Annotated in this window: 27 protein-coding genes; 15 read left to right on the top strand and 12 right to left on the bottom strand. The window is 61.0% G+C overall.

All coding sequences use genetic code 11. The features are described 5' to 3' along the window. The first annotated feature begins 37 nt into the window (after positions 1 to 37). The 6 genes from MOP44_RS11100 (at position 38) to MOP44_RS11075 (ending at position 3551) form a co-directional block, all read left to right on the top strand. The gene (locus MOP44_RS11100) at positions 38 to 1015 is read left to right on the top strand and encodes a hypothetical protein (RefSeq protein ID WP_260796103.1); all 978 of its coding nucleotides are present in this window, start codon (positions 38 to 40) and stop codon (positions 1013 to 1015) included. A 341-nt stretch (positions 1016 to 1356) separates the two neighbouring features. Then, on the top strand, positions 1357 to 1890 hold the full coding sequence (locus MOP44_RS11095; RefSeq protein WP_260796102.1) for a DUF6580 family putative transport protein: 534 nt from the start codon (positions 1357 to 1359) through the stop codon (positions 1888 to 1890). A gap of 32 nt (positions 1891 to 1922) precedes the next feature. Further along, positions 1923 to 2438 carry a Uma2 family endonuclease gene (locus tag MOP44_RS11090; RefSeq protein WP_260796101.1) on the top strand — a complete coding sequence of 172 codons (516 nt, stop codon included), beginning with the start codon at positions 1923 to 1925 and terminating at the stop codon, positions 2436 to 2438. 155 nt (positions 2439 to 2593) lie between these two features. Next, entirely contained in the window at positions 2594 to 2995 is a 402-nt protein-coding gene (locus tag MOP44_RS11085) for a hypothetical protein (RefSeq protein ID WP_260796100.1), read from the top strand. Then, positions 2992 to 3249, top strand: a complete 258-nt coding sequence (locus MOP44_RS11080) for a DUF5985 family protein (RefSeq protein ID WP_260796099.1) — start codon at positions 2992 to 2994, stop codon at positions 3247 to 3249. Before MOP44_RS11085 ends, MOP44_RS11080 begins: the two co-directional genes overlap by 4 nt. Beyond that, complete coding sequence (locus MOP44_RS11075; protein ID WP_260796098.1) at positions 3246 to 3551, top strand: DUF5985 family protein; 306 nt, start codon at positions 3246 to 3248, stop codon at positions 3549 to 3551. Before MOP44_RS11080 ends, MOP44_RS11075 begins: the two co-directional genes overlap by 4 nt. A 57-nt stretch (positions 3552 to 3608) precedes the next feature. Here MOP44_RS11075 and MOP44_RS11070 read toward each other — a convergent pair whose 3' ends face one another. Continuing rightward, positions 3609 to 5168 carry an alpha-amylase family glycosyl hydrolase gene (locus MOP44_RS11070; RefSeq protein WP_260796097.1) on the bottom strand — a complete coding sequence of 520 codons (1560 nt, stop codon included), beginning with the start codon at positions 5166 to 5168 and terminating at the stop codon, positions 3609 to 3611. 60 nt (positions 5169 to 5228) lie between these two features. Here MOP44_RS11070 and MOP44_RS11065 point away from each other — a divergent pair, with 60 nt between their 5' ends. After that, positions 5229 to 6896 carry an alpha-amylase family protein gene (locus MOP44_RS11065; protein ID WP_260796096.1) on the top strand — a complete coding sequence of 556 codons (1668 nt, stop codon included), beginning with the start codon at positions 5229 to 5231 and terminating at the stop codon, positions 6894 to 6896. Between the two features lie 45 nt (positions 6897 to 6941). Here MOP44_RS11065 and MOP44_RS11060 read toward each other — a convergent pair whose 3' ends face one another. After that, on the bottom strand, positions 6942 to 7574 hold the full coding sequence (locus tag MOP44_RS11060) for a YqaA family protein (protein WP_260796095.1): 633 nt from the start codon (positions 7572 to 7574) through the stop codon (positions 6942 to 6944). A 221-nt stretch (positions 7575 to 7795) separates the two neighbouring features. On the opposite strand from MOP44_RS11060, the gene MOP44_RS11055 reads away from it, so the two are divergent. Further along, entirely contained in the window at positions 7796 to 8875 is a 1080-nt protein-coding gene (locus MOP44_RS11055) for a TonB C-terminal domain-containing protein (RefSeq protein ID WP_260796094.1), read from the top strand. A gap of 6 nt (positions 8876 to 8881) precedes the next feature. Here the strand turns inward: MOP44_RS11055 and MOP44_RS11050 are convergent, their stop codons facing one another. Beyond that, positions 8882 to 11059 (bottom strand): PAS domain-containing protein, encoded by a 2178-nt coding sequence (locus MOP44_RS11050; protein WP_260796093.1) that lies wholly within the window; start codon positions 11057 to 11059, stop codon positions 8882 to 8884. Positions 11060 to 11205: 146 nt separating this feature from the next. Continuing rightward, positions 11206 to 11685, bottom strand: coding sequence for a DinB family protein (locus MOP44_RS11045; RefSeq protein WP_260796092.1), 480 nt, complete (start codon positions 11683 to 11685; stop codon positions 11206 to 11208). Positions 11686 to 11812: 127 nt separating this feature from the next. On the opposite strand from MOP44_RS11045, the gene MOP44_RS11040 reads away from it, so the two are divergent. Continuing rightward, positions 11813 to 12391 carry a TMEM175 family protein gene (locus tag MOP44_RS11040; RefSeq protein ID WP_260796091.1) on the top strand — a complete coding sequence of 193 codons (579 nt, stop codon included), beginning with the start codon at positions 11813 to 11815 and terminating at the stop codon, positions 12389 to 12391. 78 nt (positions 12392 to 12469) lie between these two features. Here MOP44_RS11040 and rplT read toward each other — a convergent pair whose 3' ends face one another. Together rplT and rpmI are read right to left on the bottom strand one after the other, a co-directional pair. After that, the gene (rplT, locus tag MOP44_RS11035; protein WP_260796090.1) at positions 12470 to 12841 is read right to left on the bottom strand and encodes a 50S ribosomal protein L20; all 372 of its coding nucleotides are present in this window, start codon (positions 12839 to 12841) and stop codon (positions 12470 to 12472) included. Positions 12842 to 13021: 180 nt separating this feature from the next. Beyond that, entirely contained in the window at positions 13022 to 13219 is a 198-nt protein-coding gene (gene rpmI / locus MOP44_RS11030; protein ID WP_260796089.1) for a 50S ribosomal protein L35, read from the bottom strand. A gap of 241 nt (positions 13220 to 13460) precedes the next feature. Between rpmI and MOP44_RS11025 the strand changes: the two genes are divergently transcribed. Further along, a complete protein-coding gene (locus MOP44_RS11025; protein WP_260796088.1) occupies positions 13461 to 14447 on the top strand; it encodes a DUF5715 family protein in 987 nt (328 codons plus the stop codon). A 202-nt stretch (positions 14448 to 14649) separates the two neighbouring features. Then, positions 14650 to 15411: a Yip1 family protein gene (locus MOP44_RS11020; RefSeq protein WP_260796087.1), complete on the top strand. Its 762-nt coding sequence runs from the start codon at positions 14650 to 14652 to the stop codon at positions 15409 to 15411. A gap of 86 nt (positions 15412 to 15497) precedes the next feature. Here MOP44_RS11020 and fabF read toward each other — a convergent pair whose 3' ends face one another. Together fabF and MOP44_RS11010 are read right to left on the bottom strand one after the other, a co-directional pair. Continuing rightward, positions 15498 to 16745 (bottom strand): beta-ketoacyl-ACP synthase II, encoded by a 1248-nt coding sequence (fabF, locus tag MOP44_RS11015; RefSeq protein WP_260796086.1) that lies wholly within the window; start codon positions 16743 to 16745, stop codon positions 15498 to 15500. A gap of 3 nt (positions 16746 to 16748) precedes the next feature. Then, positions 16749 to 16997: an acyl carrier protein gene (locus tag MOP44_RS11010; protein ID WP_260796085.1), complete on the bottom strand. Its 249-nt coding sequence runs from the start codon at positions 16995 to 16997 to the stop codon at positions 16749 to 16751. A gap of 429 nt (positions 16998 to 17426) precedes the next feature. Here MOP44_RS11010 and rmuC point away from each other — a divergent pair, with 429 nt between their 5' ends. The 3 genes from rmuC (at position 17427) to MOP44_RS10995 (ending at position 20053) form a co-directional block, all read left to right on the top strand. Then, complete coding sequence (gene rmuC, locus MOP44_RS11005; RefSeq protein WP_260796084.1) at positions 17427 to 18926, top strand: DNA recombination protein RmuC; 1500 nt, start codon at positions 17427 to 17429, stop codon at positions 18924 to 18926. 343 nt (positions 18927 to 19269) lie between these two features. After that, complete coding sequence (locus MOP44_RS11000; RefSeq protein WP_260796083.1) at positions 19270 to 19641, top strand: hypothetical protein; 372 nt, start codon at positions 19270 to 19272, stop codon at positions 19639 to 19641. Between the two features lie 22 nt (positions 19642 to 19663). Further along, the gene (locus MOP44_RS10995) at positions 19664 to 20053 is read left to right on the top strand and encodes a hypothetical protein (protein ID WP_260796082.1); all 390 of its coding nucleotides are present in this window, start codon (positions 19664 to 19666) and stop codon (positions 20051 to 20053) included. Between the two features lie 14 nt (positions 20054 to 20067). Here the strand turns inward: MOP44_RS10995 and MOP44_RS10990 are convergent, their stop codons facing one another. Continuing rightward, the gene (locus tag MOP44_RS10990; protein ID WP_260796081.1) at positions 20068 to 22050 is read right to left on the bottom strand and encodes an alpha-L-arabinofuranosidase C-terminal domain-containing protein; all 1983 of its coding nucleotides are present in this window, start codon (positions 22048 to 22050) and stop codon (positions 20068 to 20070) included. Positions 22051 to 22106: 56 nt separating this feature from the next. Here MOP44_RS10990 and MOP44_RS10985 point away from each other — a divergent pair, with 56 nt between their 5' ends. Beyond that, entirely contained in the window at positions 22107 to 22733 is a 627-nt protein-coding gene (locus MOP44_RS10985) for an HAD-IA family hydrolase (RefSeq protein WP_260796080.1), read from the top strand. Between the two features lie 10 nt (positions 22734 to 22743). On the opposite strand, the gene MOP44_RS10980 is transcribed toward MOP44_RS10985, so the two are convergent. The 3 genes from MOP44_RS10980 to MOP44_RS10970 all read right to left on the bottom strand — a co-directional run bounded on the left by MOP44_RS10980 (position 22744) and on the right by MOP44_RS10970 (position 24393). Beyond that, positions 22744 to 23688 carry a DUF5996 family protein gene (locus MOP44_RS10980; protein WP_260796079.1) on the bottom strand — a complete coding sequence of 315 codons (945 nt, stop codon included), beginning with the start codon at positions 23686 to 23688 and terminating at the stop codon, positions 22744 to 22746. 66 nt (positions 23689 to 23754) lie between these two features. Continuing rightward, a complete protein-coding gene (locus tag MOP44_RS10975; RefSeq protein WP_260796078.1) occupies positions 23755 to 23904 on the bottom strand; it encodes a hypothetical protein in 150 nt (49 codons plus the stop codon). 108 nt (positions 23905 to 24012) lie between these two features. After that, positions 24013 to 24393 (bottom strand): hypothetical protein, encoded by a 381-nt coding sequence (locus MOP44_RS10970; RefSeq protein ID WP_260796077.1) that lies wholly within the window; start codon positions 24391 to 24393, stop codon positions 24013 to 24015. Positions 24394 to 24460: the final 67 nt, after the last annotated feature.

The following is a 24460-nucleotide window of genomic DNA, read 5'->3' as shown; positions in this document are numbered from 1 at the left end:
CTTTGCCCAAAAATTCTCTTCGTAAAGGAATCCTCCCATGTCTTCACCCGACGAAATTACCATCAACTCTGCCGTCCAACGCTGCGTCAACGCCTGGCGCGAAGCCCTCGCCCGCAAGAACTGCAAAGACCCCGTCGATCCCGGCGTCTGGGAGCGCGACTACGCCGGCAAGGCCTACCGCAAGGCACTCCCCTGGCTCTCCACTCCTGACAACGTCGACGCCTTCATCGCCTGTGTTGCCCAGGGACTCGCCATCGGAGCCATCGATCCCTCTCACGCCACCAAACTGCTCTATGCCGCCCAGGTCGCCATCACCTCCCGCCGTGCCCGCCTCCAGGCCGACAAAGAAGCCCGCGCCCAAACCAAGGTGGGTGCCCCCGGTCCCTCGCCCTTGGGGACCGGGGAAGGATCTCGTTCAGCCGCACCCCCCTCCCCCCTAGGAAAGAAGGTCGGCGAAGCCGCAGCCGCCGCACCGCAGGTGCCCGAGGGTGCCCCATATCTGCGGACAGCCTCACCGTCCGGAGATGTGGGAGACCACGGACCCAAACCAGCCGCCGCACCGCAGGTTCCCGCGCTGAATCGGATGGATGCGCTTCTGGAGGAGTATTACGGCGGCCAGATCCCAACCGAGTCTGCCCCTGAGCCCTTCAACCCAACGCTCAAGAAAGCCCCGGCCCAGGCACCCCCACCCCCCTCCCCCTTGGGCACGGATGGCGCCGCAGGCGCAGTCGGCCGCACCGCAGGTGCCGGCGCAGGCGCAGTCGGCCGCACCGCAGGTGCCGGCGCAGGCGCAGTCGGCCGCACCGCAGGTGCCGGCGCAGGCGCAGTCGGCCGCACCGCAGGTGCCGGCGCAGGCGCAGTCGGCCGCACCGCAGGTGCCGGCGCAGGCGCAGTCGGCCGCACCGCAGGTGCCGGCGCAGGCGCAGTCGGCCGCACCGCAGGTGCCGGCGCAGGCGCAGTCGGCCGCACCGCAGGTGCCGGCGCAGGCGCAGTCGGCCGCACCGCAGGTGCCTGACTCGCTGCTTTTGTGAGCAAGAGAGGACCCCCACCCCCCCAGGGAAGGCAAGAACCGCGCGAAGGCGCAGTGGCCGCACCGCAGGTGCCGCCAACCCGCGAAAAGAGGACCATCAAACAGCCAGAGCAATTGCCGCTTCACCCCACGCCCAAACGCACTAGAGGAGATCCCTGCCCAAAATCCCAATTCCCCTCCCCAGGCAAGATGGGCGGCGAAGCCGCAGTTGGCCGCACCGCAGGTGCTTCCCAGTTGACCCATCGGCCCCCGCACCTCAGAATGGAAAGAGCCGCCTACCGTCCCGTCCCGGAACGCGCGCACATCTGAAAGATCCGAGGGTCGAAATGCCTGCTTATCTGCTGCTGTTGCTGGCCGTACTCAGCCGTGTGGTTCCGCATCCTGACTGGTTGAACTTCACCGCGGTGGGCGGCGCCCTGCTCTTCTTCGGCGCACGGCGGTCCTGGCGCGAGATGCTGGCCCCCCTGGCCGCCCTCGTGGCAACCGACTTCTACCTGACCCTCTTCGTGTACCACTACGGCTTCCAGTGGCAGGACTACATCCCCACCTGGACCTGGTATATCGCCGCCATGGCTCTCGGCCATATCCTGCTGCGCAGCCGCACCACGTTGACCCGCTTCGCCTCCGCCGTCGTGTTAGGCCCCACCTCGTTCTTCCTCATGTCGAACTTCGCCGTGTGGCTTGGCGGCACCATGTACGCCAAGAGCTTCGGCGGTCTGATCACCTGCTACGTCGCCGGACTGCCCTTCTATGGCAGGGATCTCGCCTCGACCACCATGGTGGCCGGTCTGGCCTTTGGCGTCCCGGTGCTGGTCAAGCGCCTCCAGCAGGCCCGGGTGGCCGCCGCGGCGGTCCGCTAGGTTCGGGCGTACAATTCTCCCGAAAGGGAATCATGGCAGCGCAGCCACAACCCACTCCCCTCGAGGTCTACCTGAGCTCCACGTTCGAGCCGGACGCGGAGTTCGTCCATGGTGTGATCGAGGAAAGACCAACGGGAGAATGGAACCAGGCAAACTGGCAGGCAGCCATCCTGGAGTTCTTTCGTACCCGCAGAATTGAGTGGAATATCCGGGCGGCTGCTGAGCTTCGCGTGCAGATTTCAGCGGATCAGTTTCGCGTGCCGGACGTTACAGTACTCGACCGGAGCCATCCGGTAGAGCAGATCGTTACCCATCCCCCCATCGCCGTCTTCGAGATCCTTTCCCCCGAGGACACTCTCGCCCGCATGATGATCAAACTCGGCGACTATGAGGCGATGGGCATTCAGACCATTCTCCTGCTCGACCCCCAAGGCAAGCACTTCCGCTACCGGAATGGGTGCCTCGAGCCGCTGGCCGAAACCGCATTCGACCTGCCCGGCAGCGTCTGCCGCTTCGATCTCGACGAAATCCAGAAGCTGCTCGACTGAAACCCAGCCCTTCCCAACGCGCCTCCCGACCTTTGCCCTATTACATCGTGAGGCGATATGAAATAATCGTCTCAAGCCGTCCTTTGGGATAGCTGACATTCCCCAGCCCGCGGCGTTCGCTCGTTTGCGCCCGGCGATCCCTGAGTCACGGGCCCATGAGCGATCAATCCGCCAAATACGTCGTGGATCCTTACGAGTTCATCCACGAATACATCGACAGCGTGCCCCATCTGGAGGCGATGATCCTCTTTTGGAACAGCCGTCCCGTGGGCTGGACCTGCGATGAGCTTTCCTCGCGTCTCTACATCCCTTCCGAACAAGTCAACGGCGTCATCCGCGATCTGGTTCGCCTGCAGGTCATACAGGAACACCCCGGCACGCCCGAAAAGTTCTCCTACTTTCCCCGCTCCGACGAGCAGAACAATCTGATGCGCTCCATCGACGACGCCTACCGTCGCGACCTCGTCCGGATTTCGACCATGCTACATTCAAAAGCATCTTCCCCCGTTCGAGAATTTGCCCGCGCATTCCGGTTCAGAAAGGACAAGGATCAGTGAGTGCCACGGTGTATATCCTCACCTGCATCACCACGCTGCTCTGCGCGGTTCTGCTCTTCCGCGGCTATGCCCGGGTGCGCAGGCGCCTCCTGCTTTGGAGTGCCCTCTGCTTCGTCGGGCTCACCATAACCAACCTGCTCAAGATCCTCGATCTTCTCGTATTCCTGCAGACCGACCTCTACACCTATCGCCTGGGTGCCGCCGCTGTCGCCATGGGACTGCTGATCTTTGGCCTCGTATGGGAGAGCCAATGAACGCAGCGGCAGTTCAACAACTCGCACCACTGTCACATCCGCTCTTCGACGTGTTTCTGTTGGGATTCGTGGTCGCCTGCTCACTGGTGGCAGCGCTGTTCTTCCTGCGGTTCTGGAAGTCCACGCGCGACCCGCTGTTTGCGGCTTTCACCTTGTTTTTTGCAGTCCAGGCTGTCAACTATGGCATGCTGCTCATGGCCGACCACCCCAACGAGGGCACCTTCCTCCACACCATCATCCGTTTTCTAGCCGTCCTGGGCCTGCTGGCAGCCATAGTGTGGAAGAACCTCTTCGAGCGCTGACCGGGTTCAACGTGGCCGACACGAGCGCTCCTCGTTCCTGGTGGATTGCCGTGAGAATCAACTCAACAGAAGGACAAGTCCTTCCCCGGGATGAAGCGTCGAATCGCCGCCCGCAATCTTCCCTTCCCGGTCAAGTCGAGTCCCAGCCAACACCGTCGACCGAGGCAATGGCGCAGAAATCTCTTCGCGCGTCATGTTGAGGATGACCTCGATCTCTTCGTCGCCGCTTCTTCGAAAGCGCAGAACGTTCTTCTCCACCTGGGGCTTGTGTAATCTCCCGCTGATCAGCGTGGGATGGCTCTTACGCAAGGCGATGAGCCTTTGGTGCAGCGTCAGCATGGATGCGTCGTTTTCCCGCTGAACGGCTACGTTGATGCTGCCCCAGTCCGGGCCAAGCGGCAACCATGGCGCGCCGGTTGTGAATCCGGCATGCGCGCTTCCATCCCAGCACATCGGCGTGCGTTCCGGATCGCGCCCTTGCCCGATCCCCGGCTCGTTCTTCTCCGCCGGATCCTGCACCTGTTCTGGAGAAATGGGCACGTCTGTCATTCCTATCTCTTCCCCGTAGTACAGAGTCAGAGTTCCGGGCAGTGTGAGTAGCAGCATGGCTGCGATGCGGGCCAGTTGATTGCCCACACGCGAAGCAATGCGGGGCTGATCGTGGTTGCCGAGTACCCAATTCGGCCATGCGCCCTCCGGCAGCGCCTCGTAGTAATCCGCGATCGCCTGCGCTGCGGCCTCGGCCGACCACGCGCATTGCAGCAGTTGGAAATTGAAGGGTAGGTTCGCGCCCTTCAGATCCTTCCCGTAGTACGTCATCAGCTGCGCAATAGGTAGGTAGATCTCTCCGATCAGAACGCGATCCGGGAACTCATCGATGAGACCGCGCATCTCCGCGACAATTTCATGCACCTCAGGCCGGTTCGTGTTGTAGAGCGGAAGAAACCGTTGGTTCGATGAAAGCCCCGGATGATAACTCGGGTTGGGAGGGTTGTCGCGAAACTGATCGTCCTTGATCATCATCCACATCACGTCGACACGAAACCCATCCACGCCCTTCCGCAACCAGAACCGAAGCACATCGAACATCGCCGCCTTCACGGCGGGATTTCTCCAGTTAAGATCCGGCTGCTCTTTTAGGAATGAGTGGTAATAGTATTGCCCCGTCGCCTCGTCCAGTTCCCACGCTGAGCCGCCGAAGTTGCTCGTCCAGTTGTTGGGCTGGTCGCGCCAGATATACCAGTCTCGCTTTGGATTATCGCGGGACGAACGGCTTTCCAGAAACCATGGATGCTGGTCGGAAGTGTGATTGGGGACAAAGTCGAGAATCAGCCGCAGGCCGCGCGCATGCACCTCATCCAGCAGCGCATCGAAATCCGCCATGTTGCCGAAGATAGGATCAATCCCGCAATAATCCGCTACGTCATAACCGAAATCCGCCATGGGCGATGGATAAATCGGCGCAATCCACACAGCGTCGACTCCCAGTTCCACCAGGTGATCGAGCCGCGCGGAGATTCCCCGCAGGTCGCCAATTCCGTCATCATTGCTGTCCTGAAACGATCTCGGATACACCTCATAGACAACGGCGCGTTTCCACCATCCCAAATCGCGCATCTGATTGATTAGCTCCTGGATTCGACTTGAGCGCCGGCAGACTGCCCTTATGATCCCCTCATGATCACTGACCTCTGGTACAAAAATGCGGTTGTCTACTGCCTGTCCGTCGCTACCTACATGGATGCAAACGGCGACGGTGTCGGCGACTTCAAGGGTCTGACACGCCGCCTCGACTATCTCCAGGGCATGGGGATCACTGCCATCTGGCTCATGCCCTTTCAGCCCTCGCCCTGTCGCGACGACGGCTATGACGTCTCGGACTATTACAACGTCGACCCTCGCTACGGAACCCTCGGCGACTTCGTCGAATTCACGCATGGATGCAGCCAGCGCGGTATTCGCGTCCTCATCGACCTCGTCGTCAACCACACCTCGAATGAACATCCGTGGTTTCGTGATGCCTGCCGCAATCCGAAGTCCAAGTACCGCGACTGGTATGTGTGGTCGCAAAAGAAGCCCAAAGATGCGAGCTCTGGCGTGGTGTTCCCCGGAGTTCAGAAGGCCACGTGGACGTGGGAAGAGAAGGCGCGCGCCTACTACTTTCACCGCTTTTACAACTTCCAGCCGGACTTGAATACCTCACATCCAGAGGTTCAGGCCGAGATCCTCAAGATCATGGGATTCTGGCTCGAATTGGGTGTGGATGGCTTTCGCATGGATGCCGTGCCCTTCGTAATTGCGAAAAAGGGTGCCAACCTGAAACGCCCCGCGGAGCGGTATGACATGCTCCGCTCGTTCGCCGAATTCCTGACGTGGAGAAAAGCCGGAGCCATCATTCTTGGCGAAGCGAACGTGCTGCCCAAAGATGATCTGGCGTATTTCGGGAAATGGGGCGAGCGCCTGCAGATGATGTTCAATTTTGAAGTGAACCAGCACCTGTTCTATGCGCTGGCAAGCGGCGACGGGCAGCCGCTGATCGAAGCAATGCAACTCACCAAGCCCCGCCCCGCAACCGCGCAATGGGGACAGTTTCTGCGCAATCACGACGAGCTCGATCTCGGGCGCCTCACGGTCAGCCAGCGGCAAACCGTGTTCGCGGAGTTCGGCCCCGAGAAATCCATGCAGTTGTACGATCGCGGAATTCGCCGCCGGCTCGCTCCGATGCTGCGCGGCGACCGCCAGCGCCTCGAGCTTGCCTACAGCTTGATGATGACCCTGCCCGGAACACCCGTCCTGCGCTACGGTGACGAGATCGGCATGGGCGACAATCTGGAACTGCCGGAGCGGAGCTGCGCCCGCACTCCCATGCAGTGGTCCATGGAGCCGAATGCCGGCTTCACTACCCACTCCAGGCCGATCCTGCCGGTGATCGCGGAAGGCGCCTTCGGATTCAACCAGGTCAATGTCGCCATCCAGCGCAGGGATCCCAACTCTTTCCTCAACTGGATGGAGCGCATCATCCGCATGAGAAAAGAAATCCCCGAGATCGGCTGGGGCGATTTCTCGACCCTTCCGCTGCGCACACGCAGTGCTCTGGCAGTGCTCTACGAGTGGCGGAACAACTGTGTCCTCTTCCTCCACAACCTGATCGCGGAGCCTCAAGAGGTCCGTTTCCGTCTGCCGAAGAAATTTGCGGGCGAGAGAAACCTGCTCGTCAATTTGCTGTCCGGCGACAACAGTGAGGCCGACTCGCGCGGACGGTACTCCGTGGTGCTCGAGCCCTACGGCTATCGATGGTTTCGAGCCGGCGGACTTGATTATCTGCTCCGCCGTTCCGACGTTTAGCAGTCCTGCACTAACCGACAGATGCTCGGCTGACGGGCCGCTCAATCAGCTTTCGGGCTCAGCCGTCTCCAATTCGCCGCTGCGTTTCTTGGCGCGCCACCACACTGCGAACCCGATCGCCGCCAGGGCAATGACAACAAGAAACGCGCTCAGCGCATGGTGCTGCACCATTCCCACCGCGCCCGGCCCCAGCTTCAGCACCAGCAGGCTCAGGAGCAGCCATCGCACCAGCCGCCCGCAGAACACCGAAAGCATGAACACCCACACCGGGATCTCGAACACCCCGGCAGCGAAGACAAACAGCTTCCACGGCGTCGGCGGCGGCAGCGCCGATGGAATGGCCACCGCCAGAAACTCCTGTTTTTCAAACCGGATACGCAGCCTGTCGAACTTTTCCCGATTCACCCGTTTCAGCAGGAATAGCTCGCCGCCCGCTCGTCCCAACAGGTAGGGAACCAGCCCACCAATCGCCGACCCAACCGCCGCCATCAGGCAGTAGAGCCAGAACCGCTGCTGGTCCTTCCAAACCCAGCCGGCAATCAGGATATCCATCGGAACCGGAATCGAAGACGAATCCAAAAGGGCTACGGCTCCCGCGCCAAACACCCCGAACTTCAGGATGGCGGGCAGAATCACCACATTCCACTTCGCCATCAAGTGCGCAAAAAACTGCTTCAAACCGGTTCCCTTTCAGCCTTCCCAAACGTCCATTCTGAAAGACCATTGTATCGTTGCGCGCTTTCGCGCTCCTCGGTTGCACGCCACGGCTGCGGACCTCCTCTCGAGCAGCTTCCAGGGCTGGTTTGGCCGGAACTGAAAGGAATGAGAGAATAGATGAAAGGACTCAAACGGAGCCCGGCGTCCGCCTTGCTCCAGCCGGACGAATGCCCCTCAGCGTAGTGCCAACCAGAGAGAACGAGCCCACCGAGCCCACCGGTTCTTCGCAACTCAGCGCCCCTCAACCGGACCCCTCGCCAGAGCCTCCACTTCGCCCTGAGCCCGAACGCCAGCCCCGCAGCACCTCCCGCTGGGTCGACTACGACACCCACGAACTGCTCGAAATGATCAGCGAGCTCGAAGACGAGCGCCGCTGGGCTCGCCTGCGCGAAGGCGTCCTTTGGGCCGTCCTCATCCATATCTTTCTGCTCTCGTCCATCACCTGGATTCCGAAGTACGTCTTCAGGGTGCCGCCGGTCATCGACCCGTTCGACGCCATCAAGCAGCGCAAAGACCTGAAATATCTTGACCTTCCGCCCGACTTGGTCTCGAAGTACCAGCCCAAGGTGCAGGTCAAGCCCGTCGAGCCCAAACGTGTTCAGCCCCAGGTGGACAGAAAGACCCTCGAGGCGCTGAACAAGCCTCCTGCTCCTCCACCGCCGGCCCCCGAGCAGCCCAAGCTCGAACAGCCCAAGCCACAGGAGCAGGCGCCGCCACCCATCCCGCCCGCGCAGCAGACGCAGTCACAGGTCGAGGCGCCGCAGCCCAAGGCCGTGCCCGCAAGGCCCAGCTTCGCCTTCGGTTCCCAGAATCCGGCCGACCAGCTCAAAGACGCCATGCGCGGAGCCTCTCGCAGCCCCGGCTACGGCGCCCAGCTCCCCTCCAGCCCCGGTGAAATGTCCATGCACCCCGGCGCAGGTGCTGGCGGCGTGCAGATCCTGTCTGACACCCAGGGTGTCGACTTCAACAGCTGGCTCATTCGCTGGCACCGCGAGACCGAAAAGACCTGGGACCCGCTGATCCCCGACGAAGTGAACCCGCCCATCCTCAAGCAGGGACAGGTGCAGATTCGCTTCCGGGTCCTGCCCAACGGCCGCATCCAGGACGGCAGCATGGTCCTTGAAGGCCGCTCGGGCGACACCGCGCTCGACCGCGCCGCCTGGGGAGCGCTCACCGGATCAAACTACCCGCCGCTGCCCCGCGACTTCCACGGACCGTTCCTCGAACTCCGCGCCATCTTCATGTACAACATGCGGCAGTAGGGTGTTTTAGACCTCCAGGAACGACTCCTCCGACACCGGAACCGGCACCCATACCTCGATCGTCGTTCCGCTCCCCGGCTTCGAGCGTACCTCGAGTCGCCCATTGACGAGCCGGGCCCGCTCTTCCATGCTGCGGATTCCAATCCCGCCTTCACGCACGGCTTCTTCCAGATTGAAGCCGACGCCTCCATCGGAGATCGACAGGTGGAGCTTCCCTTCCAGGCCCTGCACACGCAGCTCGGCTGACCGCGCACTGCTATGCTTCCTCGCATTCTGCAGCCCTTCCTGCGCAATGCGGAACAGGCACAGCGCCGCCTCGTTCGGGATCTTCCGCGGCACGTTCTCCGCAACCAGCGACACATCGAGGTCATGATGCTTCCGGAACTCGGCGCAGAGCCCTCTCAATGCAGGAACGAGTCCCATACTGTCCAGCGTCGACGAGTGCAGACGATGCGACAGAGAATGCAAATCGGTTCCGAGCGCATTCACCTGCCTGGCAAGATCGCGCAACTGGGCCAGCGCAATCGCATCCTTCTCCCCAATATCCTGCGAAAGGCTTTCCAGCTCGATCGCCAACACCGCCAGGCGCTGCTGAAAATCATCATGAATCTCGCGCGCAATCCGGCGGCGCTCTTCTTCCTGCGCGTTGATAAGTTGGCCGCTCAGCCGCCTTAGCGCTTCCTCCGCCAGCTTGCGCGCCGTGGTGTCCGTGGCGATGCCCAGCATGCGCTCCGGCTCGCCATTTGGCGCATGGTAGAACTTGCCACGCGCCGTAACCCAGCGCAGCGTCCCATCGGTCCGAATAACTCGAAAGTCGGCCACATACGGCTTTCGGCTCTCTCTGGACTTGGCCAGAGTATCCGCAACTCTTTCCCGATCGTCTGGGTGGACGAGCTTAAGAAAGTCCCCGAAGTTCACGTCATGCTGGCTGTCCGGGATGCCAAACATGGTTTGCAAGTCCCCATGCCACCGGTTCTTGCCGTGCTTGTAGTCCGCGTCCCAACTGACTGAGCTCGCAGCCTCCACTGCCAGTCGGAGCCGGTCATAAAGCAGGACGAGTTCCTTCTCGCTTCGTCTGCGCCGCGCCCGGTTCCACAGCAGCGCAACAATCAGCCCCGCTTCCAGCAGAATTAGCGAGATGCCGGCAATTACGTACCCCTTGTACTGCTGCCATAGAGTGGGCTGCCGGTAGAGAACAATGCTGCCCGGCGGCAAGGCCGATTCCGGAATATGCCATCTCTGAAGCTGCCGCCAATCCATGCGGAATTGGAACTTTGAGAGATACACGACGGGAATCCTGGCTGGCGCCTCACCGGAGAGAACACGCGCTCCTATCTCCCCGGCCATAACCGCATCCTGAGTTGCGTCGGTGGTTGCCCCTCCAATTCCGCCGTGGTCGAGAACTAATGAAGGCTCTAAGGAGTAGGTCGGCAGGCGTTGCGAGGCCTCGGTCAGAACATCAAATGCGGTGACAGCGGGCTGTTCCGAATCTTCCGGAGATAGTTGAAACAAAACCACGGTCCTGGGCGGCAGGGCTGCAACCTTCTCGAGCATTTGACCGCTTGGCGGCCCCACAATGTCAATCTCCTTCACACGGCTGCTATGACGAAGCAACTCGGAATGCACAGCCGCAAGAAAAGAGTCTCCCGTCACCGACTTACCCGATATGACAGCAAGTGTCGTCGTATCCGGATGAAGGCGAAGCGCGAGATCGATAGTCTCGTGGGTGCTGGGGACCACTGCCACTCCCGTGACATCGGGCGATTTTTCCTGGTCAGCCGTCATGCTGGGGACCGACATGAACACGATAGGCAAACCCGCAAATATCGTGTCGTGGTATTGTGTCGCGAAGCGCAGAGCCTGATCCATGCAGGCGATCACGAGATCCGGTTTTTCGCCGTAGGCCGAGTGGAGAGCCTTCGCTAGATTGGCACGGAACGAATCCTCGTCGAAGTGCGGATTCGCTAGATCAATGATTGAAAAATCTACCGGAAATGGGACACGGCTCCGCAACGACGATTCCATTTGATTCAGGGATTTGCGCCCGCGACCGCTGGAAAGTACCAGCACGTTCCTGGTCCGAACCCCTTTCGCTTGCGCCCCGGTCATCGGCGCAACGGACAGCAACGGCAGCCCGAAGAACAGAATCGCGAGGACCGCGCATGTCGTTCGTCCCGCCGCCATAACCCGCCGCCTTCCGCCCGCACCTGAATTGACCTTCGTATCGATCCAGTTCGCTCCTAGCCTGAATTATTGGGATCGGCGCCATCCAGTATGCCTTAGAAAAGCCGGTAATGGCTGGTTTCACCGTCACATCAGTCGGGCCGCGCTCAAAACTCCGGCCACACGGGCCCCGGCCGGTCCTTCGCCCAAAGAATGTAGTCCAGCGTAGGCGCCTGGCCGCCGTGTTTGCGGATATACCTTAGGCACTGCCCGCGATGGTTCTGGCTGTGCATCGCCACCTGCGTAAGCCCATCGGCTACAGTGAATTCGGTCTTCAGGAACGCCAACTCGAATCGTCGCTCGAGACCGGCATCGTCGAGGCCCTCCACAAACGCGAGCTCTGCTTCATGCGTTGCACGGTATCGCTCAACCAGTTCGCCAAACGACGCGGGCGGCTGCATCTCCTTCTCACGGTCAAAGGAAGGCTGCTGCAGGAACAGCCAGAGGAAATATCGCTGCGTACTGACAACGTGCAGCAGCGTCTTTTGCAGCCACTCATCCTCGAGCAGCGGCGGATGCGCGTGAACGGCGGAAAGCAGAGCGGCGTCCGCCCAGGCCTGGTGCGCGAAAAGACTCTGGAAGTTCACGCCCAAATGATAGCGCTACGCCGGAAATCGCCGAATGCCTTGCCTCGTATGCTATCCGTGAGAGGGTAGCCATCATTCATCTCGATCTGCGGAAGCCCCGCTCGGAGGATCATTGAATAAAGGAAGAATGGAAGCCTTCAGCGACGGCGTTCTCGCGGTCATCATCACCATCATGGTGCTGGAAATGAGGCCGCCCCACGACGCTACGCTGGCAGCATTAACGCCTGTGCTCCCCGTGTTGCTGAGCTACCTGCTGAGCTTCGTCTACGTCGGCATTTACTGGAACAACCATCACCACCTGCTCCATGCCACTCAGCACGTAAACGGCGCTACCCTCTGGGCCAATCTGCACCTCCTGTTCTGGCTGTCACTCATCCCGTTCACGACGTCCTGGATGGACGAAAATCACTTCGCATCTTGGCCGACTGCGGTCTACGGCATCGTGCTGATGTTCGCAGGCGCAGCGTATTTCATCCTCACCAGAACCCTTATCCGCCTTCATGGGCGCGGCTCGACCCTGGCCACATCCATCGGACGAGATAGAAAAAGCAAGCTCTCAGTCGTGATTTACGCCGCGGCCATTCCGCTGGCCTTTGTGCACGCATGGATTGCAGGGGCGGGCTACGTCCTGGTCGCCATCATCTGGCTCGTCCCCGACCCTCGCATCGAGCGAAAAGCCGCACAATCGACTGAAGAGAACGCCTGAGGTCGGATCTGCTCCACCAAAAGCAAACGGCCTGAAGCAAGGCTTCAGGCCGTTCGGAACTGCTCAGAATCTGTCTGCTTAGGCGGCTGCCGTCTTGGCCAGCGCGGCCTTCGACTGCTCCACCAGCTTGGTGAAGCCGGCGGCGTCCTGCACGGCGATGTCGGCCAGGATCTTGCGATCCAGCTCGATGCCGGCCTTCTTCAGGCCGTTGACGAATTGCGAATAGCTGGTGCCGTTGAGCTTGGCTGCGGCAGAGATACGCACAATCCAGAGCGAACGGAACTGGCGCTTCTTCTCGCGGCGGCCCTTATATGCAAACTTGAGGCCGCGCTCGACGGCTTCCTGGGCTGCCTGATAAAGCTTCGATTTCGTGAGGAAGTAACCACTTGCGCGCTCAAGGATCTTCTTGCGGCGGTCACTCCGCTTTGTGCTGCGTTTTACGCGGGGCATCGTGTTTCTCCGTTTGGTTAAGTGGTCTTACGCGGCTGGAGGCAGGAGAACCGGCCTTGGAGGCTGGTCAGAACCTCTTCACTCGCGACTGCAAGCCTTAATCACTCGGCTGCCTTCCGGCTGCCGGGGGCCTCTCCACTGAGGCCCTGAAGTTCCCACCCGCAAGGGCGGAGACAACGATCAGGCGTACGGGATCATGCGCGCTACCTTCGCGTGATCACCGTCAGAAACGAGAGCGCTCTTACCAAGCTTACGCTTCTGCTTCGGTGACTTCGACGAAAGGATGTGCCGCGTCTTCGTGTGGCCCCGCTTGATTTTGCCGGTGCCGGTCTTCTTGAAGCGCTTGGCCGCGCCCGAATGGGTCTTCAACTTGGGCATCTTTTTTCTCGTTTTGCGACGGAGCCCTGAGGACCCCGTCAGAAACGCGCCCTACACAGGGATTCCCCTGCGCCTCAGGCGCTTCGATCAGTATATCGGGAAAAGTCCTCACTTACCAGCCCGCAGGCCCATCCGGTCCTTCCGTCCCGTTATCAGACCCAACTGCACCCTGCTTGATACTCGGCGAACGCCTCCAAACACCCTACACTGATCCTGCTCTGGTTTCTCCGCACACTCCTGCGTGTTGCGGAACCCCCTCATCGCGCTCACGTTGGCGGCATTTTCGGCTACAGCCGGAACGGCCGCCACCTCTCACCACGCCAAAGCCTCAGCGCATCCGGCGAAGGCGTACTCGCATGCAGCCGCGCCGCGTACCCACGCCGCGACCGCTAGTTCGCGAGCCTCTGCACATCAGAGCACCTCTGCACGTCACAACTCCTCGGCCGCCCACGTGTCTTCCTCGCACCGATCTGCTGTCCATTTCGCGGCGCACAGCCACACCGCCGGCCCCTCCCACCACAATCCGGAAGCGCACCGTTCGCCGGCAATCCGCCATTCCCCTCCCTTCACCGCCGCCGGCCCCACAGTTGAAGCTGTGTCGCTACATCGCTATCGTCCGACCCCCATGCCGCCCCCGCTTCTCGGCTCCTCCCTGTCCCTCGCCCGCCAGAACCAGATCAGTGAGTCCGAAGGCCTCGAGCGCATCCTCGACAACGACGACCTGAACAGCCGCATTGCCCAGCACCTTCTCGTGCCGCTACCCGCCTCTGCCTCGCTGCTGGTCAACAGCGAGCTGCCGACGAATCGCCGTTACTGCCGTCCCTGGACCGCCCACTTTCTCACCGAGTTCGCCCGTGCCCATTCCGCACGCTTCCACCGCCCCATCCTGGTCAGCTCCGCCGTCCGCACAGTCGAGTACCAGAAGCAGCTCATTCTCGTGAACGGCAACGCCGCCGCAGCTGAAGGCGACGTCGTCAGCCCCCACCTCACCGGGGCCACGGTCGACATCGCCAAAGGCACAATGAGCCGCCAGGAACTCGGCTGGGTCCGCTCTTGGCTCCTGCCGCTCCAGGTCGCCGGCCAAATCGACGTCGAAGAGGAGTTCCAGCAGGCCTGCTTCCACATCACGGTCTACAAGACTTACGTCCCGACTCCGCCCCCGCCCGGCCCGCATCACCACAGGCACTCGCCCGCCCCTGAAGCCGAGCTCGCCTCTCGCGGCCGTTAAATCGCCGGCTCCCGTTCACACGAATGTGATTGCCTCCACCCAGGATTGGGTTACAATCGCGGCGACCGCACTCCACATCTGAAATTGAACTCAAAAATGTAAGAGTGCGTATTCAATGCAAGATCCAATCGGGCCCGCGAAACGCAGACTCCCTCTGCGCCCTCGACGGCTACGTATGTGAACCGATATTTGAGAGGCACACATGAGTGACACAAGCGTTCAGCCGGTGGCGGAATCCACCCCCGGCCTGTCTCAACTCGCGCGCATAACGAACACCTTCACCGCGCCATCGAAGACCTTTACCGATATCAAGAATGGCCACCGTAGCTGGTGGATGCCGTTCCTGATTTACGCAGTGCTGGGCTACGTCTTCTTCTTCGCCGTCAACAGCAAGATCGGCATGCGCCAGGTGATGGAAAACCAGATCAACCTCAGCCCCAAGGCTCAGGAGCGCATGCAGCAGGCCACGCCTGAGGCGCGGGAACAGCAGATGAAGATCTCCACCTATGTTACGGAAGGAGTCTTCCTCGCCGGACCCGTGTTTCTCATCATTATGGGTCTGGTCATTTCCGGCGTCATGCTGGGAACCATCAACTTCGGCTTCGGCGGCCGAGCGAAGTTCGGCAGCGTTCTCTCCGTCTGGATGTACGCAATGTTGCCCTCCATATTCAAGACACTGTTGGGGATTATCGTCATCTACGCGGGGGCTGCGCCGGAGTCGTTCAACATCAAGAATTTCGCGCCTACCAACGTCGGAGCCTTTCTGAATCCGGCAGACGTCGGGCCGGCGATCTACAGCCTCGCCACGTCCATCGACATCGTCACCATCTGGACTCTGATCTTGGTGGGCATCGGCACTGCCACCGTTGCCGGCGTCAAACGCAGTTCTGGTTACATTGCAGCCTTCGGGTGGTGGATACTCGTCGTCCTGATCGGCGTTGGCTGGAACGCAGCATTCTCTTGAGTCCTACTCAGGAACAAAAACGGCGCGCATCAAAGATGCGCGCCGTCGCTTTTCTATTCCCTATTCCCTACTGCCTACTCCCTGCGTTATTCCGTCCACCGCCGCATAATCAGCGATGCATTGATCCCGCCAAATCCGAAGGAATTCGACAACGCCACATCAAAGCTGTACGGAATTGCCTGGTTCGGCACGTAATCCAGCTTGCACTCGGGATCGACGTTCTCCAGGTTGATCGTCGGCGGAAGCATCTGGTTCTGCAGCGCCAGGATCGTGATGCCGGCCTCCAGACCGCCCGCGCCGCCCAGCAGGTGCCCGGTCATTGACTTCGTCGCGCTCACCTTGAGCTTGCCGCTCAATGCGTGCTCACCGAAGACCTTTTCGACAGCAAGCGACTCATTCCCGTCGCCCGCCGGAGTGGACGTGGCATGCGCGTTCACATAGCCCACTTCTTCCGGCGCAATGCCCGCATCCTTCAGCGCCGCACGCATACTGCGTTGCGCGCCCAGACCTTCAGGAGCGATGCCGGTCATGTGATACGCATCCGCGCTCATTCCGTAGCCGATCACCTCGGCCAGGATTTTCGCACCGCGCTTCTTTGCAAACTCGAGCTCTTCCAGAATCAGAATGCCCGCGCCCTCGCCGATGACAAAACCGTCGCGGTCCTTGTCGAAAGGACGGCTCGCCTTCTGCGGCTCGTCGTTGCGAGTCGAGAGGGCTCGCATCGCAGCGAACCCGCCCACCGCCAGCGCCGTCACCGATGCTTCCGATCCGCCCGCGATCATCACATCCGCATCGCCATGCAGAATCATCCGCACCGAGTCGCCAATCGAGTTCGCCGACGTCGCACACGCCGTGGCCGTTGCTGAAATCGGCCCCTGCGCCCCATAGCGGATCGAGATCTGCCCCGCCGCCATGTTCACAATCGTCGAAGGAATAAAGAAGGGCGAGATCTTCCGCGGCCCGCCCGCCAGAAGGCTGGCATGCTCACGCTCAATGATCTCGAAACCGCCGATCCCCGAGCCGATGAACACACCCACGCGGTCCGCGATCTCGGGCGTAATCTGCAGCCCCGACTGCGTCAGCGCTTCGTGCGTTGCGGCGAAGGCAAAATGAATGAAGCGCCCCATCTTGCGCGCTTCCTTCTTGTCCACGAAGTTCAACGGGTCAAAATTCTTGACCTCGCAGGCGAATGTGACAGGAAATCCCGTGGTGTCAAAGGCCTGGATAGGCCCCGCACCACTGGCTCCCGCCAACAACTGCTGCCATACTTCGAGAGCGGTATTGCCTACACCGCAAACCAGCCCAAGGCCGGTGATAACGACTCTTCGATTCACCGGCTACTTGCCTTTCGCGGTCTTTTCGTGCTTCTCGATGTACTCGATTGCGTCCTTGACGGTCTTGATCTTTTCCGCGTCTTCGTCCGGAATCTCCAGATCGAACGCCTCTTCAAACTGCATCACCAGCTCGACAACGTCGAGCGAGTCCGCACCCAGGTCTTCCTGAAAGCTGGCATTGGGCGTCACTTCCGCCTCATCCACCTGGAGCTGTTCCACAATGATCTGCTTAACCTTCTCTTCCACGGCCATGCGTGTCTCTCCTCAAAGTCTTTAGGCGATTCAACCCGGATCAGGGCGTCCGCGCCTGTGCCAATCCAGCCGAGAATATAGGCCAGCGGCTGCCCAGCACAACCGGCGCTGCGCAAAAATCGCGCAAGTCCCCGAAGTTCCAAGTCTATAAGGCGAACCGGGCTGCGGTAAAGGCGCGCTACTCTCTGCTCTTGTCGTCCTGAGCCGCAGGCGAAGGACCCGCTTTTGCACTTGCATTTCTTTCTGTCATTCCGGAGGGAATCTGCTGCTGAACCGCTGAGGAAGCCCCGCGAGTATCCAATTTCCGGGTGCCCCCGATCTCTCGCTTTTGGAGAGGGGCGCGTACCAGAAGGAAAACCCGGCGGAGTTTCGACCCACAATTTCACAGACAAAAAGGCGTATATTTGGCGAACAGAGAAGGAAATCGCCATGCAGGCTCTCATCCCCGTTCTCGCCGCCCTCATCGGAATCGTAGCCGGCTATCTTCTGCGCCAGTTCGCCGCCAAATCCGAGCGCGCCGCCATCGAAAGCGAAAAGGCCCAGCTCGCCCAGCGCGCCGCAGAGCTCTCCTCCGAACTCACGTTAGCGCGCGCCGACCTCGCCCAGTCCCGCACCCTGGCCGAGCGCCGCGCCGGATTCGAATCCCTCTCCGCCGAGCGCCAGTCCACCATCGACCGCCTCACGGCAGATCTAATCACCGCTCGCGATGCGCTGCATACTCAGTCAACTGCCGCCAGTGACTCCGCCTCGAAGTCCTCCGCCCGTATTGGCGAGCTCGAAACTGCACTGCTGAATGAGCGGGCTAAGGTCCAGGAGCGAGACGAGTTCATTAAGAATGCGCGCATCGAGTTGGCGAATCACTTTGAAGCGCTCGCCGGAAAACTGTTTGACGAAAGATCCAAGTCCTTCTCCGAGTCCAGCCAGAAGGATCTCAACACCCTCCTCGCCCCGCTGCAAACGCAAATCAAGGAATTCCGCGAGAAGGTCGAAAAGGTCCAGACCGAATCCACTGTCGGCGTCACCGAACTCAAGACTCTGGTCGCCAACCTCAACACCATGAACCAGCAACTCTCCGATGAAGCCCACAACCTCACCACAGCGCTGCGCGGCTCCGCCAAAGCCCAGGGCGACTGGGGCGAATTCATTCTCCGCGATCTGCTCGACAAGGCTGGCCTCCGCGAAAACGAGCAGTACACCTTCCAGCAGTCCCACACCGCCGAAGCCGAATCCGGCCAGCGCGCCCGCTCCGTCCGCACCGACGTGGTCCTCCACCTCCCCGGTGGCCGCCATCTCGTCATCGACTCCAAGGTCTCGCTCAACGCCTACACCGACTGCATCAACGCCACGGACGAAGACGCTCGCAAGGCTGCGCTCAAGCTGCACCTCACCAGCGTCCGCAACCACGTCGCAGGACTCGCCCGCGCGGGCTACCACCGCCTCCCGGAAATAGAGGCCCCCGACTTCGTCGTAATGTTCGTCCCCGTCGAGCCGGCCTTCCTCATGGCTCTGCAATCCGACGCCGAGCTCTGGGCCGACGCCTACAAGCAAGGCATCCTCCTCGTCGGCCCCACCACGCTGCTCTACGTCATCCGCATCATCAACGTCCTCTGGCAGCAGGAGCGCCAGGCCCGCAACGTCAAAGACGTGATGGACCGCGGCACCGAGCTCTACGAAAAATTCGTCGGCTTCGTCACCGACATGGAAGTCCTCGGAGACAGCATCCGCAAGAGCGACCAGCACTACACCAATGCGATGAAGAAGCTCGCCGACGGCCGCGGCAACCTCATCCGCCAGGTCGAACTGCTCAAGAAGCTGGGGCTCCGCACCACAAAGTCCATTCCGCAGAAGTTGCTCGACCGCGCCGAAGTGGATCAAGCCGAACTGGCCCTCACCCCCGACTCTGACGCCGACGCGACCACCGCGGAATAGGTCAGGTGTAGCGCCGGTCTCCAGACCCGGGGTCCCCGGCGAGCGATTTGTGCTCGCTGGGGTGGAGAATGGCTGTAGCGGGTGTCCACACCCGCGCTCTGCTGATCCGTAGGCCTCCCAAGGTGTCATCCCGACCGCAGCGCAGCGAAGTGGAGGGATCTGCAGTTGAACCTAAACGTCCTTGGTATGAGACGATGTCTCTGAATTCCGACGCGCACCAACATCATCGACACCTCCACCAGCAAATCCTTTCTCCGATCGAAGCTACTCTCGCACCCTCGACAACCCGAGAATCCGATTGCGCTTCTCATAGCCATATTTGCCGCAACCGGAGGCCGTTCCCATGAGTCATCCCCTGAGACTCCCTCGTAAAACCGCCCGACTCGCAGCAGCCGCACCACAGTGGCCAAGCTTCACCGGCACATCCCAGTTAGTAGGTACCAGCCCATCCGGAAGAGTGACGGTCTATGTTGATCCTCCCCTCGGCGCGCCTGCTCTACAGAACGCCCAGGACCTGCTGAATGATGCAGACCGCGTAGCCAACGCCAACGATGCGATCTTTGGTACCACCGGCGGAGCAGTCAGCGTGATTGTTTTCGCCCTCGGCGGCGCCACGGACGGCACAGGGGGCGCCGACCACGGCGGCTACAACCGGCAATGCGATCGAAGTGGATGCAGCGTATGGCGCCTCCAACCGGGTGTCCGCTTTGTTTGAGGCCGAGCTCAGCGAGTGCTCCATGGGCGGGAGCATTTGCGGCCAAAGCACCGGCGAAGCGCTGTCGCGCTGGTGCGCGGCCTCGGTCAGCAATAATGCGCTGTCCGACTTCGCCACCGCGCCCCAATGGTTTCAGGACGGCATGCCTGACTTCGTGAACCAGACCGATCCAACGGATCAGAACCCCGACAGCACGGGATGCGGCATGGCCTTCATCTCATGGCTCATCAGCCAAGGCTACGCGCTCAACCAGATCGCCCCGGCACTGGTCGCGCTCGGAAACGGCGGAACCTTCGCACAGCTCTACCAGAACCTCACGTCCGACTCCGCGTCCAACGCCTGGACCAACTTCCAGTCAGCGGTACAGGCCTTGCCTCAGGGCGTGACAAGCGATGACCCGTTCGGCAGTTGACGCAATCAGCGCCCTTACCGCACCGGAATCCGCCACACCGTCAGCGACCACGGCTTCATCTCCACGCTGATATCGCCCGCACCGACCTCCATCGTCGACACAACCGGCGCAACATTCGTCGGCTGATCGAAGCTGTTCTCCGCACTCAAATCCGCGGCGGCCAGCGTCACCACCTTCGCCGCTCCACTCGCCTTCGCGCCAGACAGCTTGATCGTCCCAGCCCGCGCCGTCGCCGAGTGATTGATCGCCTTCACAATCAACTCATGCGTGCGCTCATCCAGAGTCGCGCTCGTATACAGCCCATCGCCATCCACCAGTGGCGTAATCGGCACCACGCGCGTGCCCACGTTATTCGCGTACACAGACTGCACGTAGTAGTTCGGCGTGCCATACGACCGCAGGTTGTCGAACCAGATCGCGTCCGGCGTCCACTGCCACGCGTGCACATTCGCCATCAGCGGCGCATACGAGGCCATCGTCACCACATCTCCGTTGCGCTCCAGCCCCGTCATGAATGCGGCTTCGGCAATCGCGCCCTTCCAGTTGTTGCGATTGTCACTACTCGTCGTGCTTGCGGTCTGCGCGGCATATTCGCCCGCAAACACCTTCGGCCCGTTGCGATCGTACTTGTCGTACCGCGTGGTGTTCGTGAGGAACCAGTCCGGCGCCATGTAATAGTGCTCGTCAACAATGTCGGGGTGCAGCTCGCGCCAGTGCGCCCACATCTCATCGAACGGATCGCCCGCCGGCGACGGCCCCGCCGCAACAACCAGCTTGATCTCAGGATGCTTCGCTTTCAGCGCCGCCGCGAACACCTTGTAGCGATCCACATAGCGGCCACCCCACTGCTCATTACCTACTCCCAACATCTCTAAGTGAAACGACTCGGGATGCCCCATCTGCGCCCGCAGCTTGCCCCATGGAGAAGTCACCGGGCCATTGGCGAAGTCAATCAAATCCAGAGCATCCTGCACGTACTCATCCAACTCACTCATCTTGGCGGTTTCGTTGGTGTTGTACTGGCACGCCATCCCGCAGTTCAGAATGGGCAGCGGCCGCGCGCCGATATCCTCGGCCAACTGGAAGTACTCATAAAACCCCAGTCCGAACGACTGGAAGTAATCCGGCGCCGGCCGAAAATCGAACTCATCGTTCCAGCGGTTGATGATAGTCTTACGCTGCGCCACGTCGCCAATAGTGGTCTTCCACCGATAGCGCGTAAGAAGCTGTCGCCCCTCCACAATGCACCCACCAGGGAAACGAACGAACCCCGGATGCATATCAGCAAGCAGTTGCACCAGGTCCTTACGCAGCCCATTCGGCCGCCCCTTCCACGTGTCCACCGGAAACAGCGAAACCATGTCGAGATCAACGGACCCAAGCCCGTCGACATACAAATTCAACTGCGCGTGATCCGCCGTCTCGCTCGCATGGATCACCGTCTCGTACTTCTTCCACTCGCCGCTGAACCCCTCGAGCTTTCCGCTCGCGATCGTCTTATCGCCTGCCGTAACTTCGGCTCGAATCGCAGTCGGGCCTTTCGCCCGCACGTAAGCGGAGAAGCGATAATCCTCGCCCCCATGAATCCCCATGCCGCGAAAGCCCGTGTTGTAGAAGCCATATCCGCCGGCCTCATGAACGCGCGCCTCAAGGTAATGCGGATTCGACGCGTTCAGCGGCTGCTCGGTCAGGATCGCGAGCTCGCCGTGCGAAGCAATCATGCCCTTCGCCGTTGTGGGCATGATCTCCTTCCATCCCGTCAGCGGCTCGCTGAACTCAAACGACCGGTTCTTCACCAGCTCGGGATAAAGCCCACCATCGGCAGCGAAGTTGATGTCCTCGAAGAAAATGCCGTACATCTGCGGCGAGATGGCTGCGCCGGGGTGCGCCAGGTCGACTGAGAGAACCGTGGACTTCGTCTGGGCAGGCAGGCTCTGAACAACCGCGAGAGCCGCAACGGAAAAGCAAACACTTAGGGCGCGGGAAAAGAAACGCATAGAAGTTGATCGAATTCTAACGCGCTCCCCAATGCGACCATACAAGCAGAGGTCCTATGGTTGAAATTCATTCCCGCGCCATCCTCTTCGATATGGACGGCACCCTGGTCGACTCCACCGCCTGCGTTGAATACATGTGGGGTACGTGGGGTCAACGTCATGGCATCTCACTCGCTGACATCCTCGCCATCTCCCACGGCCGCCTCACTCGCGACACCATCCGCGAGATTGCGCCACACCTCGACGCCGAATCCGAAGCCATCGCGCTCGACAACGCCGCCGTCACCCGCAGCGAGGGCATCGTCGCTCTGCGCGGAGCGCGCGAACTAATAGACACTCTGCAGCCCAACGAGTGGGCCGTCGTCACCTCGGCTCCGCGCGCTCTGGCTGAAGCCCGCCTCCGCTTTGCCGGCCTCCCCATTCCCCAGTGCCTCATCGGCAATGAAGACGTGCGCGCAGGCAAGCCCGACCCGGATGGCTATCTCCAGGCCGCCGCTCGGCTCGGTCTCGCGCCGGACGATTGCACCGTGATTGAAGACACGCCCGCTGGCATCCTCGCAGCGCGCGCCGCCCGCATGCCCGTCATCGCGATTGGCACCACGTTCCCAGAAAGTGAACTACTCGGAGCAACGTGGGTGCGCGATTTTACGCAGATCAGCTTCAACCCAGCAGCTAACCACTAACCACTCCTCACTACCCACTGATTTCCAGCGCCGATCGATCCCACTTCGCACAAACCGCCGCAGCCTCATACGTCGACTGCAGAAACTGCATCAACGCCGCATCCGGATCCGCGGCCCTACGCACAGCCTCATACGGCAAAACGAACTCGCCAAATCCTTCACTGAACGAAGCCGCAGCCGGCGCAATCTTGTACTCGCGATACCCCGCGGGCTCCGGATACGCGTAGCTATAAAACATCGCATCCATCCCCGGGCCGCCTGGCCAGAAGCCCGCACTCGACACCTCATGCGAATACGCGTCGCGCACCACGCGATCCGGCAGCCCCGGCATGCTCGCGTGCTCCGGCGCAGTCCGTCCGCTGAACCGCGTGCAGGCCAGGTCCATCGCACCCCAGAACAGGTGCACCAGGCTCACCTTCCCGCGAAACCGCGCGCGAAACTCCGTCATCACCCGCGTGGTCTCGAGCAGCACGCGCCAGAAGCGGTTCGCATATTCCGCGTCATACGATCGGTGCGCCTCGTCCTGGTCCAGCCGCACAGGCTCGGGCACCTCCATCGCATGCGGCCAGATGCGCATCGGCGTGCCCAGCCAATCCAGCCCTTCCATCAATTCCCGATAGAACGCCGCCACCGACATCGGCTCCAGGTCCACCGCGAACGTTTTCGTACCGTCGGACCGCCGTGCCGAAAGAACGTGCTCCACGAAATCAAAATCGATCTCGAGCATCGTCCCGCGCGCGTAGGGCATCGGCCCGGTCGTCACTCCGTGAATCGACGGGTACAGCGTCACGTGCCATGTGTGATTAATCGGCGGCATCAGCGTCATGCGGATCTTGCCGACAATCTGCATCCACATCTGCAGCGTGGTGCACGTTTCGCCCCAAGCCGCCCACGGCAGCTCCGGCCACACTTCGACAGTCGAAAGAGACGCTTGGCGTGAATCAGGGGAAGTCATAGCCGAGTCCTCGTGGAGCTATCTTAACTGCTTCCACGCGGAGGCAACTTCCCCCTCTGTTAACAGCTACGATGCGATGTCGCCCTTGCACCCCGGGTGCCCACACTCGCAGGCAATCTCGGCCGTGTCTTTGCGGTCTTCGCAGAACTTGCTGCAGTACTTCTTGTCGGTCATACACGTACATGCCGCATGCGCACACTTTTTTTGGTCTGCCATCCAACTCTCCTCAATGCCGTTCAGGCATTCGGACTGCTTGGATGCATGCACGACCTCATCCAGATGGAGCGCACGTGCATTTCGGCAATTCTCGCCGAACCAACCCCGCTACGACTTCGACCGCTTCAGCGTCATATCCGTCGCCGGAAACTCCCCGCCGCTCGATTTGACGTTGATCTTCATGTCGTCGCCGCTCACCGTGCCCTCGTGCTGAATCGTCGATCCATTGAAGCTCGTCTCCCAGTAGACCTTCTCCCCGTCCACCTTGCCGTTCGTGATCTCCACCGGATCGCCCATGCCGGTTTCCACGGTGCCGGTCAGCTTGGCGCCATCCTGCTTCAGGTGGAAGGTGATGGTCATATCGTTGCCGCCGGCGTTCATGCTGCCGGTCCATGCGCCCGTAACATCGGCAGGCGCCGCCTGGGCAAACACGGTTGCGGCGCCAATCGCCACAAACAGCACTGCACACAATGCGAGAAGCTTCTTCATGCGTCCGTCTCCAATGAGCTGAATTGTCTCCCAAACAGCGCGGGAAGTTCGAGTTTGCTCTTATAGA

It is taken from the genome of Occallatibacter riparius, assembly GCF_025264625.1.
Taxonomy (GTDB): domain Bacteria; phylum Acidobacteriota; class Terriglobia; order Terriglobales; family Acidobacteriaceae; genus Telmatobacter; species Telmatobacter riparius.
This window is presented reverse-complemented; position numbering and strand designations above follow the sequence as displayed.